14 protein-coding genes are annotated in these 18236 nt (G+C 73.4%); 12 read left to right on the forward strand and 2 right to left on the reverse strand.

Going from position 1 to position 18236, the window contains the following annotated elements; all coding sequences use genetic code 11:
• The first annotated feature begins 81 nt into the window (after positions 1 to 81).
• Complete coding sequence (locus WME83_RS07660) at positions 82 to 1371, forward strand: glycosyltransferase family 4 protein (RefSeq protein ID WP_437318599.1); 1290 nt, start codon at positions 82 to 84, stop codon at positions 1369 to 1371.
• A gap of 74 nt (positions 1372 to 1445) precedes the next feature.
• Here the strand turns inward: WME83_RS07660 and WME83_RS07665 are convergent, their stop codons facing one another.
• A complete protein-coding gene (locus WME83_RS07665; protein ID WP_437318600.1) occupies positions 1446 to 2954 on the reverse strand; it encodes a serine/threonine-protein kinase in 1509 nt (502 codons plus the stop codon).
• A 224-nt stretch (positions 2955 to 3178) separates the two neighbouring features.
• Between WME83_RS07665 and WME83_RS07670 the strand changes: the two genes are divergently transcribed.
• The 9 genes from WME83_RS07670 (at position 3179) to WME83_RS07710 (ending at position 14468) form a co-directional block, all read left to right on the forward strand.
• On the forward strand, positions 3179 to 3784 hold the full coding sequence (locus tag WME83_RS07670) for a DNA-3-methyladenine glycosylase I (protein ID WP_437318601.1): 606 nt from the start codon (positions 3179 to 3181) through the stop codon (positions 3782 to 3784).
• Positions 3781 to 3909, forward strand: coding sequence for a hypothetical protein (locus WME83_RS07675; RefSeq protein ID WP_437318602.1), 129 nt, complete (start codon positions 3781 to 3783; stop codon positions 3907 to 3909). Before WME83_RS07670 ends, WME83_RS07675 begins: the two co-directional genes overlap by 4 nt.
• A 6-nt stretch (positions 3910 to 3915) precedes the next feature.
• A complete protein-coding gene (locus WME83_RS07680; RefSeq protein WP_437318603.1) occupies positions 3916 to 4917 on the forward strand; it encodes a glycosyltransferase family protein in 1002 nt (333 codons plus the stop codon).
• Between the two features lie 248 nt (positions 4918 to 5165).
• The gene (locus WME83_RS07685) at positions 5166 to 6755 is read left to right on the forward strand and encodes a glycosyltransferase (protein ID WP_437318604.1); all 1590 of its coding nucleotides are present in this window, start codon (positions 5166 to 5168) and stop codon (positions 6753 to 6755) included.
• A 110-nt stretch (positions 6756 to 6865) separates the two neighbouring features.
• Positions 6866 to 9511, forward strand: coding sequence for an efflux RND transporter permease subunit (locus WME83_RS07690; protein ID WP_437318605.1), 2646 nt, complete (start codon positions 6866 to 6868; stop codon positions 9509 to 9511).
• A complete protein-coding gene (locus tag WME83_RS07695; protein ID WP_437318606.1) occupies positions 9508 to 10704 on the forward strand; it encodes a glycosyltransferase family 4 protein in 1197 nt (398 codons plus the stop codon). Before WME83_RS07690 ends, WME83_RS07695 begins: the two co-directional genes overlap by 4 nt.
• Positions 10705 to 10821: 117 nt before the next feature.
• Positions 10822 to 12147, forward strand: a complete 1326-nt coding sequence (locus WME83_RS07700; RefSeq protein WP_437318607.1) for a glycosyltransferase — start codon at positions 10822 to 10824, stop codon at positions 12145 to 12147.
• A 53-nt stretch (positions 12148 to 12200) separates the two neighbouring features.
• Positions 12201 to 13649, forward strand: coding sequence for a GuaB1 family IMP dehydrogenase-related protein (locus tag WME83_RS07705; protein ID WP_437318608.1), 1449 nt, complete (start codon positions 12201 to 12203; stop codon positions 13647 to 13649).
• Between the two features lie 282 nt (positions 13650 to 13931).
• Positions 13932 to 14468: a lysophospholipid acyltransferase family protein gene (locus tag WME83_RS07710; RefSeq protein WP_437318609.1), complete on the forward strand. Its 537-nt coding sequence runs from the start codon at positions 13932 to 13934 to the stop codon at positions 14466 to 14468.
• A 44-nt stretch (positions 14469 to 14512) separates the two neighbouring features.
• On the opposite strand, the gene WME83_RS07715 is transcribed toward WME83_RS07710, so the two are convergent.
• Positions 14513 to 14980 (reverse strand): hypothetical protein, encoded by a 468-nt coding sequence (locus WME83_RS07715; protein ID WP_437318610.1) that lies wholly within the window; start codon positions 14978 to 14980, stop codon positions 14513 to 14515.
• A gap of 431 nt (positions 14981 to 15411) precedes the next feature.
• Between WME83_RS07715 and WME83_RS07720 the strand changes: the two genes are divergently transcribed.
• Complete coding sequence (locus WME83_RS07720; RefSeq protein WP_437318611.1) at positions 15412 to 15846, forward strand: hypothetical protein; 435 nt, start codon at positions 15412 to 15414, stop codon at positions 15844 to 15846.
• A gap of 261 nt (positions 15847 to 16107) precedes the next feature.
• Entirely contained in the window at positions 16108 to 18219 is a 2112-nt protein-coding gene (locus WME83_RS07725) for a proprotein convertase P-domain-containing protein (protein ID WP_437318612.1), read from the forward strand.
• Positions 18220 to 18236 lie beyond the last annotated feature (17 nt).

The raw sequence follows: 18236 nt of genomic DNA on the forward strand, positions 1-18236 counted from the left end.
TGGCTCGACCGCGCGCGAGCCGCGCACCCCTATTTGGAGGACTCCTGTCGAGCCTGCGGGCGAGTCCGGAGGAGCAGAGGTATGCGCATCCTGCTTATCACCAAGGTCTTCCCGAACGCGATGAACCCCGGCCAGGCGCCGTTCAACCGGCGGCAGTTCGCCGCCCTGTCGCGTTATTGTGACATCGACGTCTTCGCCACCATCCCCTGGTTTCCGGGCGCCTCCAGGTTCTCCAAGTGGTCAATCGCGGACAACGCCCCTCGCGAGGAGGTGATCGAGGGGTTGCCGGTGCGCCACCCGCGGTTCCTGTACCTGCCGAAGGTCGCGCCGTACCTCAACGGCCCGCTCTACGCGGCCTCGATGCTCTTCGAGCTCGCGCGGCACCACCCGGCGCCGGACGTGATCGTCGGATCGTTCGCCTACCCGGACGGCTTCGCCGCGGTGTGCCTGGCGGAGCTGCTCGGCGTGCCGGCCGTCGTCAAGGTGCACGGCTCGGACATCGACGTGCTCTCCCAGCAGCCGGCGGTGCGGCCCGCGCTGGAGTGGGGGCTCCGGCGCGCGACGCGCGTCGTCGCCGTGAGCAAGCAGCTCGCCGAGGGGGTCCACGCGCTCGGCGTCCCGCGCGATCGCATCGATGTCGTCATGAACGGCGTCGATCGCGCCATGTTCCGGCCGCGCGATCGCGGCGAGGCCCGCGCCGCCCTGGGCCGCCCCGCGGACCGCCGGACGCTGCTCTACGTCGGCCATCTGCTCCGCGACAAGGGCGCGCTCGACGCGATCGCCGCCTTCGAGCGGGTCGCCGCGGCGCACCCGGACATCGACCTCGTGCTGGTCGGGAGCGGCGCCGACGAGCAGGCCTGCCGCGCGGCGGCGGAGCGGCTCGGCGACCGCGTCCTCTTGACGGGTCGCCTGCCGCACGACCAGGTGGCGCGCTGGGTCGCCGCCTGCGATGCGCTGGTGCTGCCGAGCCACCACGAGGGCACGCCGAACGTCGTGATCGAGTCGATCGCGTCCGGCCGCCGCGTGGTGGCGACGCGGGTCGGGGGCATCCCCGACGTGCTGAGCAGCCCCGAGCTCGGCGAGCTCGTCTCGCCCGGCGATCTGCGCGCGCTGTCCCAGGCCATGGTGCGCGCGGCGTACGCGCCGTACGACCCCGAGCGGATCGCGGCGATCTCGGGGTGCAAGGGGTGGGACGAGAGCGCCCGCGCCTTCTACAACTCGATCCTCGCCGCGCGGGGCGAGCGGCCGCTGCCGGCGATCGTCGAGAAGCGCCCGGTGCTCCAGCTCGACGGGCAGCCCCCTCCGTCCACGCGCTGGGCGCCGCCGCCCGCCTCGCGGCGGTTCCCCGAGGTCGCGGTCAGCCAGGCCTGATGGAGGCCGCGCGGCGCGGGGTCAGCCAGGCCTGAGAGCCGCGCGGCGCGGGCCCGCCTCCGCGCGGGCCCGCCTCAGGCCACCGGCACGGCCTTGTCCGGCCGAAGGCGCACGGTGGGGCCTGGATCCGGGGGCGGCGGCTCGGCGCGCGGCATCGCGGCGCGCGCGGCCCAGAAGCTCCTCGCGTCCTCCGGCGTCCAGGGCGGCTCCGGCGCGCACGCCTCGAGCGCGGCGAGCAGCTCGCGCGCGCTCTGGTAACGGTCGCCGGGCCGCTTGGCGAGGCACCGCATCACCACCTCTTCCAGCTCCGACGAGATCGGCCACGGCGCGCGCAGCGACGGCGGGATCGGCGGCATCGTCATGTGGGAGTAGACGAGCTTGCCGAAGCTCCGGCCCTCGAACGGGGCCACCCCCGTCAGCAGGTAATAGAGCGTGACCCCGAGCGAGTAGATGTCGCTGCGCGCGTCCACCGCGCCGGCCGAGATCATCTCCGGGGACATGTAGGTCGGCGTCCCCTTGATCACGCCGACGTCCGTCATGCTCGCGTCCCCTTCGAGGGTCACCTGCTTCGCGATCCCGAAGTCGAGCACCTTGAGCACGTCGTGCTCGTCGCCGACGCGCGTGATGTAGAGGTTGTGCGGCTTGATGTCGCGGTGGATGACGCCCGCGTCGTGCGCCTCCGCCAGCGAGAGGCAGATCTGCCGCGCGAAGTGCACGACGCGCGAGGGGGGCATCGGGCCGTGATCGCGCACCAGGGTGGCCAGGTCGGCGCCGGCCAGGTGCTCCATCGCGATGTAGAAGATGCCGTCGCTGCTCGCCCCGAAGTCGAAGATCCGGATGGTGTGCGGCGACGTGAGCCGGCTCGTCGCGCGCGCCTCGCGCTCGAAGCTGCGCACGTCGCCCTCGGACTTGCTCTCGCTGCGGAGCAGCTTCAGCGCCACGTCGCGGCGGAGCGACTCGTCCCACGCGAGCCACACCTCGTTCTGCCCGCCCCGGCCGACCGGCGCCACGAGCCGGTAGCGGCCGAGCTTGCGCGCCTCGTAGACCTGCTGGCGCGCCGACCAGAGGCCGTGGCTCGCCGCCGAGACGAGGATCGCCGTGGCGAGCACGAAGATGTAGTTGCAGGCGAAGACGACGAGCGACCGCGGCGACGTCCACTGCGCCGCGAGCGACGGGTCGAGCGACGCCCCCGCGCCCATGATGATCGGGAAGCTGAGCGCCACGGGGAGCGTCATCCGCAGCGAGCGCGTGAAGTGCGTGGGCAGGATCGTCGCGTCGACGAGCATCACGATCGACAGCCCGTGCATGTAGTTCCAGGTGAGATCCCCGAACTCCAGGGCCATCACCGAGATCAGCCCCCCCGTGCTCCAGACCGCGAACACGTGAGCCGCGTCGAGGAGCTCGGCCGACGTCTGCCCGCGCCGCGCGAGGAGGTAGAGCCAGAGCAGGATGATCTCGCCGAACAGCCGGTAGAGCAGCAGCCGCGCGATCGAGGCGCTCGGGAACACCGCCAGCACGACGAACACGTCGAGCGCCGCGAAGGTGGGCCAGGCCACCAGCGCGGTGGGGAGGCCCCGCGCCATCGCGCGGCGCTCCTCCGTCGAGCTCGGGCCGGAGGGTCCCTGGGATCCCGTCGGATGAGAGCTGCTCGAGGCGTTCATGGTGCGGCGCGGCCCAGGGTGCAGGCCGCATTGGAGCGCTGCGCTGGCGGGGAGTCAAAGCGCACGTCGCCCCCGCGGAGCGGCGCGCGTGATCGCGCAAGATTGCGCGGAATCGCGCGGAGAGGAAGCTGCTACAGTGCCGCGCGATGCCGGAGCGATGCCCGTGGGTGACCGCGGATCCCGAGTATGTCGCCTACCACGACGAGCAGTGGGGCGTGCCGCTGCACGACGACCAGGCGCTCTTCGAGATGCTGATCCTCGAGGGCGCGCAGGCGGGGCTCAGCTGGCTCACCGTGCTGCGCAAGCGCGCGGCGTACCGCGAGGCGTTCGCGGGCTTCGACCCGGCCCGCGTGGCCCGCTTCACGGAAGCGCGCGTGGAGAAGCTCCTCGCGAACCCCGGGATCGTGCGCAACCGGCTCAAGGTCGCGTCGGCCGTCGTCAACGCGCAGCGCTTCCTCGAGGTGCAGCGCGAGCACGGCAGCTTCGACGCGTACCTCTGGGGCTTCGTCGGCGGCGCGCCCGTCGTCAACGCGTTCCGCGCCCCCGCGGAGGTCCCGGCGAAGACGGAGATCTCGGACGCGCTCAGCAAGGACCTCGCGCGCCGCGGCTTCAAGTTCGTCGGCTCGACCATCTGCTATGCGCTCATGCAGGCGACCGGGATGGTCAACGATCACCTCGTGAGCTGCTTCCGGTACGAGCAGGTGAAGGCCATCGCCGGCGGTCGGGCCGGCGCGGGGAAGAAGCGGCGATGAAGCAGGGGAGCGCGCGCGTGGTCCTCGATGGACAGCACGACCGCCGCGACCGGGCGCCGGGCGGCTCCGGCGTCGCGGTGGACGGTCACCCGCGCGATCGCGGCGCCGCGCCGGGCGAGCCCTGAGGGCGCGTGGCGAAGATCGGCTACTACGTCCACGGCCGCGGGCGCGGGCACGCGAGCCGCGCGCTCGCGATCGCGGGAGCCCTCCGCGAGCGCGGCCACGAGCTCAGGATCTACGGCGGCGGCCAGGCGGCGGATCTGCTCGGCGCCCTCCCGGAGCACCGCCTCGTCCGGCCCATCTACCCCGGCCTCGGCGGCGTGATCGAGCTCCCGCGCCGCCTCGCCAGGGAGATCGTCGAGCAGGCGGACTTCCGGCCCGACGCCATCCTGAGCGACGGCGACGTGCCCTCGCTGCTCGCCGCCCGCGCGCTCGGGATCCCCGCGGTCGCGCTCGGCCACGACCTCCTCTTCAAGCGCTGCCGCCTGCCCGAGGAGCTGCCGCGCCTCGCGGTGCTCGCCTGCCGCCGGACCACGTGGGCCGTCACCCGGCGGACCTACGCGGTCGCCGTCCACTTCCTGCCCGCCGAGCCGGCGATGCCGCGCACGGTGGTCGCGCGCCCGGCGCCGCGGCGTCCGCCCGCGGGCGCGGGGCAGGGGATCGAGCCCGGCGCCGTCGTCTGCTACTTCCGCGATCGCAACGCGCGCGCGGCGATCGAGCTCGTCGCGGCCGGCGGGCGGCGCGTGATCGCGTTCGGCGACCCGGACCTCCGCGTGCCCGGCGTGCGGGCGATGCCGTTCGACAGCCGCGACTTCCTCGCCCACCTCGCCGCCGCGTCCGCCGTCGTGGCCTCGGCCGGGAGCAACCTGCTCGCCGAGTGCGTCCTCGCGGGCAAGCCCGTGCTCGCCCTCCACGAAGCGCGCGATCACGAGCAGGCGCTCAACGCGAGCCTGGCCGCGGCCGCGGGGGTCGCCGTCGCGAGCTCGTTCGCGTCGCTCTCGTCGCGCTGCGTGGCGCGCTTCTTCGAGCGCGTCCGCGCAGGCGACTTCGCGCGCGTCGACCTCGCGGGCTCGCTGCCGGACGCGCCCTCGGCCGTGCTCGCCACGCTTGATGAGGCGCGCCGAATGGCCTAGGTGCATCGCCGCGTTCGCACTCACGCGACGATGGCAGGTGGTGAGATAGGCACGAGGTTTGCTAAACGTCCCCGTCGATTCGGAGTGACGAGGGCGAGGAATCGCTGCTGTGGCGAGCAGCAGGCTGCGCTCGCGGGCGCAGGACGACACGGCTGCCAGGAGCGCGACACGAACGTCATATCGCCCGTCGCGCTGCGCGCGCCGGCCGTGGACGAAGGGCTGCGCCGCTTCTCGAAGGAGCAACGAAGATGACCATGGATGCAATTCGGCCGCTGGGTGAGCACCGCATCGATCGCGTACAGCACGAGGCGATCGCGTCGGTGCGCCACACTCCATCGACGGGATCGGCGCGGGGAGGGCATTCCCCCGCCCGGGCGCAGGCGGCTCTTCCTGAAAATCCCTTCGCTGCCCTCTCCGGAGCCAACGGGCGGCCGCTCAAGGTCGCCATCCTCAGCGACTTCACGCGCATTCCTTACGCGAACGGGGCCGTCTTCCAGACGCGGGCCCTGTATCGCGCGCTCAACACCTGTGGTCACCAGGCAACACTGATCGGACCCCGGGATCCGGACGCCTCGGCCGACGAGATGCCCCCCGGCACCATCGCCCTGCCCAGCCTGCCCCTGCGCACCTATCCGGGGGTGCACCTGCCGATGCCCCTGGAGTCCTCCGTGTTCGATCCGATGCGGTGGGATTTCGACATCTGCTTCGCCCAGACCACGACGCTCCTGGTCGAGTTCGGCATCTGGCTGCGCAAGATGCGCGGCATCCCGCTGCTCTGCGTGAACACGACCCACCTCGCGGCCGCGTACGACGTGCTCCTGCCCGAGCGCGTGTCCCGGATCGGCGCGGTCCACACGGTGCTCCACAAGACGCTGCGCGCCCCGATGGAGCGGCTCTTCGTGGATCTCTACAACCAGGGCGACGGGCTCGTCGTGCTGAGCGAGGGCCTGCGCGACTACTGGCGCGAACGGGGGGTGGCGGTGCCCATCCACGTCATCCCGCGGATGGTCCCGGAGGACGTGTTCGATCGCCCGCTCGGCCCCGACCCGTACGCGCCGCTGCTCGAGGAGCGCGGGCTCGACGTGCGCGGCCCGCGCTTCGTCTGCGCCGGGCGCCACACGCGCGAGAAGTCGCAGCACCGCCTGATCCGCATCTTCGCCGAGCACATCGCCCCGCACCACCCGCAGGCGACGCTCACGCTGGTCGGCGATGGGCCCGACAGCGCGGCGTACGCGGCGCTCGCGCGGGAGCTCGGCGTCGCCCGGCGGGTGATCATGACGGGCGAGGTGCCGTACAGCCGCATCTCGGACTACTACCGGCACGCGACCGCCTTCCTGCACGCGTCGCTGAGCGAGACGTTCGGCAACGTGCTCAGCGAGGCGCTCTGGTGCGGCTCCCCGACGGTGGCGTTCGCCGACGGCATGGGCGTGAGCTCGCAGATCCAGAGCGGCTACAACGGCCTGCTGCTCGATCCCGGCCGCGGGGCGCTCGCGGAGGACAGGGCGAACGCCGCGTTCGGCAACGCCGCGCTCGCGCTCGCGCGCGACCCGCAGGCCGCCGCGCGGCTCGGGAGCGCGGCCGCGCAGCGCGCGCGCGAGCGGTCCTCGCCGATCGTGGTGCAGCGGATGCTCGCGAACGCCTTCGTGAACGCGCGCGAGCACGCCCGGGAGGCCGGGATCCGGCCGCTCGTCGAGGGGCCGAAGGCGCTCCAGTGGTGGGAGACTTTCCGGCACTTCCGCTCGTGGGTGGGTTTCACCGGCGGCCTGTTCGCCTTCGGTCACCTGCGCCCGGCCGCGGCGCCGCGGCCGAAGGGCATCCAGCCGTCGTTCTGCGCGTGATTCTGCGCGTGAGGTCCTTCTCGGCATTGGCCGCCGTGCGCGCCTCGCGCGCGTGGTAAGACCGGCCCGGCGCCGCCCTCCGCGCGGCGCCGGCTCGAGGTGTCTTTCGCATGCTCCTCAGGATGATCGGGGTGCTCGTCGACTTCAGCGGGCGACGTCCCTGGCTCGTGATCGGCCTGGCGATCGCCGCCATGGCAGGGCTCTGGGGCTACGCTTCGCGGCTCGAGCTGCGCACGGAGCTCCGGGAGCTCTTGCCGAGCGACAGCCCGGCGTTCATGGCCTACGAGCGCCAGGCCAAGCGCGTGGACGGCGGCGCGCAGCTCATCGTGATCGCCGAGTCGCCGGATCGCGGCGCGAACGAGCGGTTCATCGACGCGCTCTCGGAGCAGCTGGAGGAGCCGCTCCGTCACCACGCCGCGCGCGCGGCCTGCCTCGCGGCGTGCGCCGACGACGCGTGCCGGAGCGCGTGCGGGCCCGCGTCGCTCATCCGCTACGTGGAGACCGGCACCAAGGACGTGCGCCGCTTCTTCGACGAGAACAAGTGGCTCTACGCGGGCGTCCGGGAGCTCGAGCAGGCGGACGAGGCGATCGAGCTCGAGATCGCGCTCCGCAGCGGCCTCATCGACGACCTCGACGCGGGCGAGGGCGGCGGCGCGAGCGAGGGCGGGAGCGGCGGCCAGGCGGCGGGCGCGCCGGCGAAGAAGGGCCTGTCGCTCGACGACACGTGGGCGGAGCTCGATCGGCGGCTGAAGAAGATCGACGAGTTCCCGAGCGGCTACTTCTCCACGCCCGACGGGCGCATGGTCGCGATCCGCATCGTCTCGCGGAGCGCCGGGATGGGCGATCGCAGCGCGGCCAAGCTCCTCGACGAGGTGACCGCGCTCGTCGGGCGGCTTGACCCGGCGAAGTTCCACCCGGCCATGCAGGTCGGGTACGCCGGCGACATCCCGAACGCGATCGCCGAGCAGAAGTCGCTCGTGAGCGAGGCGGTGTGGGCCACGGTCATCGCCCTCGTGCTGATCCTCGGCGGCGTGGCGCTCTATTACCGCTCGCCCTGGTCGCTGATCGTCATCGCCCTGCCCACGGCGTTCGGCGCGAGCGCCGGGTACGCGTTCGCGACGGCGACGTACGGCTACGTGAACACGGTCGGCGCGTTCCTCGGGGCGATCATCGTCGGCAATGGGGTCAACTACCCGATCGTGCTCCTGTCCCGGTACCGCGACTTCCGCGCGCGCGGCATGGCGGCGGACGAGGCGCGGCGCGAGGCGGTCGTCAACGCGTTCCGGGCCGAGCTCGTCGGGGCGTGCGTGGCGGCGATCGCGTACGGCTCGCTCACGATCACGCACTTCCGGGGGTTCAGCCAGTTCGGCACGATCGGCTTCGTCGGGATGCTCATGGTGTGGGCGTCCATCGTGCCGCTCGTGCCGGCCACGCTCGTCGCCATCGAGCGCATCCAGGCGAGGCTCCCGCGCTGGCTGCGCGATCCGCCGCCGCGCGTCTCGGACGAGGGCGCCGCCGGGCCCGGGGCGCGGCAGCTCGCGCGGGTCACGAGGCGCTGGCCGGTCGTGATCCTCGCCGTGGCGCCGCTCATCCTGATCCTCTCGGCGTGGAAGCTCCCCGCGTACGTGAAGGACCCGTGGGAGTACAACTTCGCGCGCCTCGGCTCGAAGAGCTCTCGGGAGAAGGGCGCGGGGAGCTGGTCGCTCAAGGCGTCCGAGGTGTTCGGCGGCAAGATGAACGTCGCGGGCGCGATGATGCTGGCGGACACGCCCGAGCAGGTGCCGGCCATCAAGGCGCAGATCCTGGAGAACGACGCGAAGGACCCGGAGGGCAAGCTCGTGGCCGACGTCGCGACCATCGCGGACGTCCTGCCCGGCTCGCCCGAGGAGCAGCGCCAGAAGATCGAGATCCTGGGGCGGATCCGCGACCGGCTGACCCCGCGCGTGCTGAAATCCCTGTCCCCGGAGGATCGGGAGCGCGTCCAGCAGATGCGGCCGCCGGAGGCCCTGCGCGTGATCACGCCGCACGATCTGCCCGACCTCATCCGGCGGCGGTTCGAGGAGAACAACGGGGTCGTGGGCACGGTGTTCTACGTGAAGTACAAGAACAACGTCTCGTTCTCGAACGGCAAGAACCTCCTCCGGATGGCGAACACGACCGGCAACGTGGTCCTCCCCGACGGGACGCACGTCGTCACGGCGAGCCGGCCGACGGTCTTCGCCGAGATGATCCGGTCGATGGAGCGCGACGGCCCGCTGGCGACGGCGGCGTCGTTCCTGGCCGTCACCTTCGTCGTGGTGCTCGCGACCGGCAGCCTGATGGGCGCGGTCTCGGTGCTGTCGGCTCTGGTGCTCGGCGTGCTCGGGACGGCGGTCGCGATGGCCATGCTCGACGTGAAGATCAACTTCCTGAACTTCATCGCGCTCCCGATCACCTTCGGCATCGGCTGCGAGTACCCGTTCAACGTCTTCGATCGCGCGCGCCTGCTCGGCGGCGACGTGGCGCTCGCGCTGAAGCGCTCGGCCGGGCCGGTGGCGCTCTGCAGCTACACGACCGTGCTGGGCTACGGGTCGCTCGTCTTCGCCGACAACCAGGCGCTGAACTCGTTCGGCTGGGTCGCGGTGAGCGGCGAGGTCGCGTGCGTGGCGAGCGCGCTCCTGTTCCTGCCGGCGCTGCTCCACGTGATGAACCGCTCCGGGGCGCTCAAGCGCGCCTGGAAGGGCGGCCTGCTCTGGAGAGGGAGCCAGCACTCGTGAAGATCCTCGACGTCGCGGAGTTCTTCTCGTCGCGCGGGGGCGGCGTTCGGTCGTACCTCGAGGAGCTCGTGCGCCAGGGGAGCCGGCGCGGCCACGAGGTGGTCGTCGTGGCGCCCGGGCCGCGCGACGAGGTGGTGCCGCTCGAGCAGGGCCGCATCGTGCGGGTGGCCGGCCCGCCGATGCCGTACGACCCGACGTACCACGCCCTCCTCCGGCTCGGCGCGGTCCGCGCGATCATCCGCCGCGAGGCGCCCGACGTGCTGCAGGCGAGCGCGCCGTACACGGCCGCGCTCGTCGCGGCGACCGAGCGCGGGGTCCCGCTCCGCACGTTCGTGTACCACTCCGACCAGATCAGCACGTACGCCGCGCCGCTGCTCGACCGGCTGCGCCCGCGCGCGGTCGCCCGCGCCCTGGAGGGCGCGCTGTTCGCCTGGCCGCGGGCCCTGTCGCGGCGGTTCGACGCGACGATCGCCCCGGGGACGTTCATCGCCGAGCAGCTCCGCGCGCACGGCTGCGAGCGCGTCCACCGCGTCACCTTCGGCGTGCGCCGCGAGTCGTTCGATCCCTCCCGCGCCGACGCCGCGCTGCGGAGGAGCTTGCTCGGGCGGTTCGCGGACGACCCCTCGGCGGCGCTGCTGCTCGTCGCGTGCCGGCTCGCCGTCGAGAAGCGGGTCGCGCTCGTGATCGACGCCGCGCGGGAGCTCGCGGCGCGGCGCCCGGTGGCGCTGGCGGTGCTGGGCGACGGGCCCGAGCGGGCGCGGCTCGAGCGGCGCGCGGCCGGCCTGCCGCAGGTGAGCTTCCTCGGCTTCGCGAAGGACCGCGCCACCTACGCGGCGCTGCTCGCCAGCGCCGACGTGTTCGTCCACGGGGGCGCCGCCGAGACGTTCGGCTTCGTGCTGGGCGAGGCGCTCTGCTCGGGCCTGCCGCTGGTCGTCCCCGCGGCCGGCGCGGCCATGGATTTCGTGAGCCCCGGCGCCGCGGAGGCGTATCCGCCGCGCGCCCCGGCCGCCGAGGTCGCCGCCGCGATCGAGCGGGTGCTGGAGCGCCCCCGGGCCGAGCGCGCCGCGGCGGCCCGCGCCGCGGGCGAGCGGCTGCCCGCGAGCGACGAGCACTTCGACGCGCTCTTCGCGCTGTACGCGGACCTGCTCGGCCGCGGCCAGGGAGGGCGCGCCGGCGGCGGGCGCGGTGGCTGAGCCATCGGAGCGAGTAGTGGTCAAATTTGAACATGAAGGCGGGAAGAAAACCTTCATGATCTTCCCGCCTTCCCGCCTTCATGTGGACTCTCTCTGGGCAAAGTTAGCCACTACCCGATGGAGCCCGCGACCGTGCGCCCGTTCCTGCTGATCTCGCCCTATTTCGCGCCTCAGACGAGCGTGGGCGCGTTCCGCTGGGTGAAGCTCGCGCGGCACCTGCCGCGCCACGGCTTCCGCCCCGTGGTCCTGTCCGCGACCTTCCCCGGAGACGCGCGCGACGACGGGCTCCTCGCGGCGCTGCCGCCCGAGGTGGAGGTCGCCGATGCGTTCCTCGACCCGACCGTGCTCGCCGCGGAGGCCGCGTTCGCCGCCCTGCGCGCGCGCGTGCCGCGCCGGGCGGGGCCCGGGGGCCCGCTCGTGGGGCTCCGCCCGTTCCGGGCGCTCACCGATCGCTGCACCCTGCACGCGCCCCACGCCGCGCGCGTGGCCGTCGCGCTCGCCCGCCGCGCCGGCGCGCAGGCCGTCGTGGTGAGCGCCGGCCCGTTCTCCGCCTGCCCGGTGGGCCTCCACGTGAAGCGCGCGCTCGGCGTGCCGCTCGTCTTCGATCTGCGCGACCCGTGGTCGTTGCACGAGACCGGCCACGGCCCCCCGTCCGGCCTGGCCGAGCGGGCGCGGCGCGCCCTCGTGCCGCGCGTCGAGCGCCGCTGGCTCGCGGGCGCCGACCACGTGATCCTCAACACGAGCAACGCGCTCGAGGCCTACCGCGCGCGCTTCCCCGAGCTCGCGACGAAGTCGTCGTTCGTGCGCAACCACTTCGATCTCGCGCTGTACGCGCCGGCCCCCGCGCCGGAGCCGCCGCGCGCTTTCGTCATCCTCCACCTCGGCACGCTGCGCGAGGAGACCTCGGCCGACGCGATCGGGGCCGCGCTGCGCCGGCTGATCGACCGCGAGCGGCTCGCCCCTGGCGACGTCGTCCTGCGGCAGATCGGCCGGACGTCCGCCTACGATCGCGACCGCTTCGAGCGGCTCGGGCTCACCCCGTACATCGAGATCCTGCCGCCGATCCCGCAGCGCGACGTGATGGCCGAGCTGCGGCGGGCGCACGTGCTGCTCACCCTGGTGGGCCCGCGCGTCGTGCTGCGGATCGCCGCGAAGACCTACGACTACGCCGCGTCGGGCATGCCGATCGTCAGCGCCGCGGCGAACCCCGAGATCGACGAGCTGCTCGCGCACCGGAGCGACAACGCGCGCGTGCCGCCCGACGACGTCGACGGCCTCGCCGCGGCGCTCGCGCGCCACCTCGCGCGCTTCCGCGAGACGGGCGCCCTGCCGGAGCCCGCCCCGCCGCCCCCGGACCTCTCCTCCGAAGCCGCCGCGGCCCGGATCGCCGCCATCCTCGACCGCGTCCTCGCCGACGCGCCCCACGCCGCCGGCAAGCACTAGACTGGCGCGCCGCGCCGCCGTCGCGGCGCCATCACCCTGGATCGGAGCTGTGCATGCGCTTTCTCCACCCCGAGCGTGACGAGTCGCTCGAGCTCGCCCTCGAAGACGTGTTCCTGACCCCCGGGTACTTCGCCGGCGGCTCCCGCCTCGACACCGATCTCCGCCCCACGGACTTCCCCGGCGGCTCGCACCCGATCGTCTCGGCGAACATGAACGCGGTCACCGGCAAGCGGATGGCCGAGACGATGGCCCGCTTCGGCGGCCTCGGCGTGCTCCCGCAGGACATGGATCTCGACACGGTCGAGCGCATCGTCGGCCACATCAAGCGCGCCGACCCGCGGTACGACACGCCGCTCTCGGTCTCGCCGCGGGCGACGCTCCGCGACGTGCACGGCATCATCCGGAAGCGGTCGCACGACATGGTGGTCGTGGTCGACGACGAGCGCCGCCCCATCGGCATCGTCACCCACGCCGACCTGCGCAACCGCGACCAGTACACGCCCGCGTCCGCGCTCATGTCGTCGCGCCTCATCACCATCCCGGCGGGCACGCCGAACCGGACGGCGTTCCTCCTGATGGAGGACGCGCGCGTGAAGGCGGTGCCCGTGCTCGACCAGGAGGGCCGGCTCCACGGCGTGCTGACCCGCGACGACGCCGTGCGCCTGGAGCTGCTCCGGCCGACGCTCGACGCCCGCGGCGAGCTCATGGTCGCGGCGGCGATCGGCATCTCCGCGCAGGCGGCCCAGAGCGCCGCGCGCCTGCTCGAGATCGGCGTCTCCGCGATCGTGCTCGACACCGCGCACGGCCACCAGCGGCGCATGATCGAGGCGATCCGCGCGGTGCGGAGGACGATCGGCGACGCCGTCCCGCTCGTGGCCGGCAACGTCTGCACGGCGGAGGGCACGCGCGACCTCATCGAGGCGGGCGCCGACATCGTGAAGGTGAACGTCGGCCCCGGCGCCATGTGCACGACGCGCATGCAGACCGGCGCCGGCCGGCCGACGTTCTCCTCGGTGCTCGTATGCGCCCGCGAGGCCAGCCGCCAGGGCAAGCGCGTCTGGGCCGACGGCGGCGTCCGCCACCCGCGCGACGTGGCGCTCTACCTCGCCGCCGGCGCCTCGCGCGTCATGGTCGGGACGACCCTCGCCGGCACCTACGAGAGCCCGGGCGACGTGATGGAGGACCGCGAGGGGCTGCTCTACAAGGAGAACTACGGCATGGCGAGCGCCCGCGCCGTCAGCGAGCGCACCGCCGATCTCGACCCGTTCGAGCGCGCCAAGAAGGTCTTCTTCCGCGAGGGCATCTCGACGTCGCGCATCTACATCCACGAGGGCCGCGAGAGCGTCGGCGCCATCCTCATCGAGATGATCACCGGCGTGCAGTCGGCGTGCACCTACGCCGGCGCGGCGAACCTCGACGAGCTCCACGACAAGGCGGTCATCGGCGTGCAGACGCTGGCCGGCTACGGCGAGGGCAAGCCGCACGGGCTAGAGCGGCGATGAGCGGCGGTGAGCGCGCCGCGCGCCGCGCTCCGTCACGGTCGTAGAGGCGCGTAGCGCCGTGCGCGCGCCGCGCTGCGCATGCGAGCGGCGCGCGCGGCCGCGGCGCGGAATGACGGAAGCGTGACGTGACTTCCACCCGGCCCGCGACGAATCTCCGGCTGCTTACCGTCGAGGTCGTCCATGCCGAGCGCCGCTGCCCCACGCATTTCAGCCCCCCGCCGCGCCATTCGCCGGTTCATCGGTCAGACATGGCTGTCCGTATTCGGCTGGCGCGTCGAAGGCGTGACGGATCTGCCGCCGAAGGCGGTGCTGATCGCCTGGCCTCACACCTCGAACTGGGATTTCCCGTTCACGCTCGCGGTGAGCTACGTGCTCGACCTCGAGTTCTCCTGGCTCGGCAAGCACACGCTCTTCGAGCCGCCGTTCGGCTTTTTCTTCCGGTGGCTCGGCGGCATCCCCGTCGACCGCCGCGACCGCAACAACCTCGTCGCGGCCGTGGTCGACGTGCTGAAGCAGCACGACGAGCTCAAGCTGATCATCGCGCCCGAGGGGACGCGCTCGCGCACGAAGCGCTGGAAGACGGGCTTCTATTATGTGGCGCTCGGCGCCGGCGTGCCGATCATCCTCGGATACCTCGATTTCCCCAGGAAGCGCGGCGGGATCCTCCACGTCTTCTACCCGACGGGCGACATCGAGGCCGATATCGCGGCGATTCGCCGTTACTACGAGGGCATCGAGGGAAAGCACGCGAGCCGGATGAGCGAGATCACGCTCGGCCCGCGGAATGTCCCGGCGAACGGGGTCGTGCAGCACCCGTAGTGCGGGTCGGCGCGCGGGTCGTTCGCGCGCCCCGGGGGCGCGCGTCAGCGCAGGGACGGCGCGCGCGCCGACGAGGCGGGCCCCGCCGTGATCCTCGAGGTCAGCACGCCCGCGAGCGCCCACTCGAACGCCGAGCGGTCGGTGTAGACGTTGAAGCGGCCGCCCGTGGCGAGGTTGGCGACCGTGACGCCCATGGCGACGAGCCCCGGCTTCACGAGGACGTGGACCTCCTTCAGCTTCCCGGGGTTCCGCAGGTGCCACGCCGTGAGCTTGGCCCGGACGTCGCTGTCGTAGCCGGCGCCGAGCTCGAAATCGTCGAACACGATCGGGTGCAGGCCCGAGTCGATCAGGGTCTCCAGGTGCCTGACCGCCGGCTCGATCAGATCGAGCGTCGCGTACCCCTCGAAACGCCGCGTCACGACGTCGGACGCGGGCGTGCGGATGTCCAGGACCCCCCGCGAGGTCGACCAGCGATCGCCCCGCGCTCCGAGCCGCGTGTGTGCCAAATCCATCTCGAATTCGAGACTTTAGTCGATAGCCGACGCTTCGCCATGCGATCCGTCCGCGCCGCGCCGCTCGCCGATCCCGGGGGTCGGCCACCGGCGTCGTGCTCGCGGCCGAGCGCCGCCTGCCCGGCGGGCGGGCCCCGCGGTCGCGGTGGGCCGGCGGAGCGCGCGCGGTCCGCGGGGCGCGCGCGGCGCTGGAGCCGCGGGCGAAGCGCGCGCAGCGGCGGAGCGAGGCGGACGCCGGGTCGGAGCCAGGGGCTCCGCGCAGCCGGCCCGCCGGCTCGTCCAGCGCGTCCGGCCGCCGAGATGCATCGGCGAGCGCCGTCGGCGCCGCCGAAAGCGGCTATGATGCCGCCGCGGTTTCGGCCGCCGGCCGGTGCCGGCGGCTCGCGAGGCGTCTTCGCCCGCAGCAGAGCGACGAAGGAGGAGCGACCGAGATGAGAGGATATGTTTCCAAGGTGCTGCGGCTCGCTGTCGTGGCGTTTGCGTGCGCGATGATGGCGGGCTGCGGCGGCCCGCTGCGCTACACGCCGCAGGGCATGGGGAAGGCGCCGGGCGCCGACGCCGTGATCGTGGCCGACGTCAATTTCGACGCGGCCATGACCCGCCTCGACATCAGCGCGAAGAACCTCCCGCCGCCCGAGCGCCTCGATTCGAGCAGCTCCGCCTACGTCGTCTGGGCGCGCCCCGACAGCGACTCGCCCTGGCAGCGGGTCGGCGCGCTCAACTTCGACCCCGATGCCCGCACCGGCAAGCTCAAGGACGTGAGCGTGCCGCTCACCCGGTTCGAGCTCGTCATCAGCCTCGAGCAGAACCCCAATCCCGAATCGCCCTCTTCGGAGCTCGTCTTCAAGCAGGACGTCGAGTACTAGCGATCTCCCTCGGCGGGCGCCGCCTGGCGCCCGCGCGGATCGCGACGGGAGCGGAGCGCCGCGCGGACGCGCCATTCGACGTCCGGGGCGACGTCCGGGGCGACGTCCCTGGATAAGGCCTCTCCTGAGCCGTCTGGCCGCTGGCGTCCTCTCGATTCCATATCAGTCTAGTGCGCTGAAGATCGACCGCGCGAGTCCGTCAGGCTCGGATCGGGCCTCGATGGGACATCGCCGTTCCCGCGAGCCGCGGAGGAGATCGAGGTGCCAGTGCCAGCGGACCTCTTCAGAAGCGCTCCGTTCACGAGGGTCCTGCCGCCGCTCGTCGTCGCCGCTGTCATCACCGCGGCCGGCTGCGATCAGCCCCGGGAGCCGTCGGGCTCGGAGGCCGGCGGCGGCGGGAGCGGCGAGGGCGGCGCGAGCGGAGCGGCCGGCGGAAGCGGCGAGGGCGGCGGGAGCGGCGAGGGCGGGGCGCCGTGCAGCGTGGCCGTGGATTGCCCTGGGGTCGACGGCGCGTGTCAGCGGCGCACCTGCGAGGGCGGCCGGTGCGGCATCGATCCGGCGCCGCGGGGAAAGCCCGTGGCCGAGCAGGTGCCGGGCGACTGCAAGAAGAGCGTCTGCGACGGGCAGGGCGCCGTGATCGAGGTCGAGGACGAGCAGGACGTCTTCTCCGATGGAGACCCGTGTTCGGCCGACGTCTGCGTCGCCGGCGCGCCGGAGAACCCGCCGGCGCCGGCCACGACGGTGTGCGGCGGGGCCGATCCGTCCGGAGGGCGCTACTGCGACGGGAACGGCGCCTGCGTCGAGTGCCTCGCCCCGGGCGATTGCCTGAGCAACGTCTGTGTCGGGAACAGGTGCGTGGCGCCCGACTGCGGCGACGGCGCGACGAACGGGGCGGAGACCGACGTCGACTGCGGGGGCTCCGCGTGCGTGCCGTGCCCGGATGCGGCGGCGTGCCTCGCCGACGCGGACTGCCGGAGCGGGATCTGCAGGGACGGGATCTGCAGGGCGTCCTCGTGCACCGACGGCGCGACGAACGGGGCGGAGACCGACGTCGACTGCGGCGGGTCGGTGTGCCCGCCGTGCGCCACCGGCAAGGCGTGCGCTGCGGACGGCGATTGCCTCGGCGGCAGGTGCTCGGGGACGACGTGCCTCCCGTCGTGCACCGACGTCGCGCGGAACGGCGCGGAGACGGACATCGACTGCGGCGGGCCGGCGTGCGTCGGGTGCGCCGCCGGCATGCGCTGCGCGATCGGGCGCGATTGCCTGAGCCACGTCTGCAGCGCGGCGGGCACGTGCGCGCCGCCCGCGTGCGGCGACGGGGCCGCCAACGCCGCCGGCGAGGCGTGCGACGACGGCAACGCGAGCAACACCGACGCGTGCCTCACGACGTGCCAGGCGGCCTCGTGCGGCGACGGGTTCGTGCAGGCCGGCGTCGAGGCGTGCGATGACGGCAACGCGAGCGACGCCGACGCCTGCCCGGCCGGCTGCGCGGCGGCCGCGTGCGGCGACGGGTTCGTGCGCACCGGCGTCGAGGCGTGCGACGACGGCAACCGGAACGCCGGCGACGGGTGCAGCCCCGGGTGCCTCCGCGAAGGGTGCGGCGACGGCGCGATCCGGTCCGGCGAGGAGTGCGACGACGGCGACGCCGACAGCACCGACGGCTGCCCCATCACGTGCCGCGTCGCGCGGTGCGGCGACGGGTTCGTGCGGGCCGGCGTCGAGGGCTGCGACGACGCCAACACGGCGAGCGGCGATGGATGCAGCGCGACCTGCGTCGTGGAGGCGAGGTACGCGTGCCGGGGCACGCCGAGCGTGTGCACCTACTCGAGCGAGCGCAACTGCGGGGACGCGGAGGACAACGACCTCGACGGCGAGACGGATTGCGACGATCCGGACTGCGCGACCGGCTGCGAGGGTGGCGTGGGCGGCTGCTCGCCGGGGCAGGTGCTGTGGGTGGAGTCGTCCACGGACGTGCCCAAGACGGTCGCGGATCGCGCGGTCGCCGCCAGCGTCGTCCCGGTCGGCGCGAGCGGCGCGGTGCGGCGCGTGACGCTCGAGGTCGATATCGCGCACTCGTTCGACGCGGACGTCGACATCTCGCTCGCGTCTCCGGCGGGGACGACGGTCGATGTCTCGAGCGACAACGGGGGCTCTGGCGACGACTACCGCGGGACCCTCTTCGACATGGGGTGCAGGACCCCGGTCACGGCGGGCGTGGCGCCGTTCCGCGGGTGCTTCCGCCCGGAGGCCTCGTTCACGGCGTTCGTGTCGCGGCCGGCGAGCGGCACGTGGACGCTCCGGGTCGGGGACGACGCCGGGTCCGACTCCGGCACGCTGAACTCGTGGTCCATCGCCCTCTGCATCGAGCGGTGACCACGCCGCGGCGAGCG

The organism is Sorangium sp. So ce385 (assembly GCF_051474135.1).
Lineage (GTDB): Bacteria > Myxococcota_A > Polyangia > Polyangiales > Polyangiaceae > Sorangium > Sorangium cellulosum_D.

What these genes read in the sequence shown, in the direction of transcription:
- WME83_RS07660 (WP_437318599.1), top strand. Translation starts at nt 82, where the DNA reads ATGCGCATCCTGCTTATCACCAAGGTCTTCCCGAACGCGATGAACCCC.
- WME83_RS07665 (WP_437318600.1), bottom strand. Translation starts at nt 2,954, where the DNA reads ATGGCGCGGGGCCTCCCCACCGCGCTGGTGGCCTGGCCCACCTTCGCG.
- WME83_RS07670 (WP_437318601.1), top strand. Translation starts at nt 3,179, where the DNA reads ATGCCGGAGCGATGCCCGTGGGTGACCGCGGATCCCGAGTATGTCGCC.
- WME83_RS07675 (WP_437318602.1), top strand. Translation starts at nt 3,781, where the DNA reads ATGAAGCAGGGGAGCGCGCGCGTGGTCCTCGATGGACAGCACGACCGC.
- WME83_RS07685 (WP_437318604.1), top strand. Translation starts at nt 5,166, where the DNA reads ATGACCATGGATGCAATTCGGCCGCTGGGTGAGCACCGCATCGATCGC.
- WME83_RS07690 (WP_437318605.1), top strand. Translation starts at nt 6,866, where the DNA reads ATGCTCCTCAGGATGATCGGGGTGCTCGTCGACTTCAGCGGGCGACGT.
- WME83_RS07700 (WP_437318607.1), top strand. Translation starts at nt 10,822, where the DNA reads ATGGAGCCCGCGACCGTGCGCCCGTTCCTGCTGATCTCGCCCTATTTC.
- WME83_RS07705 (WP_437318608.1), top strand. Translation starts at nt 12,201, where the DNA reads ATGCGCTTTCTCCACCCCGAGCGTGACGAGTCGCTCGAGCTCGCCCTC.
- WME83_RS07715 (WP_437318610.1), bottom strand. Translation starts at nt 14,980, where the DNA reads ATGGATTTGGCACACACGCGGCTCGGAGCGCGGGGCGATCGCTGGTCG.
- WME83_RS07720 (WP_437318611.1), top strand. Translation starts at nt 15,412, where the DNA reads ATGAGAGGATATGTTTCCAAGGTGCTGCGGCTCGCTGTCGTGGCGTTT.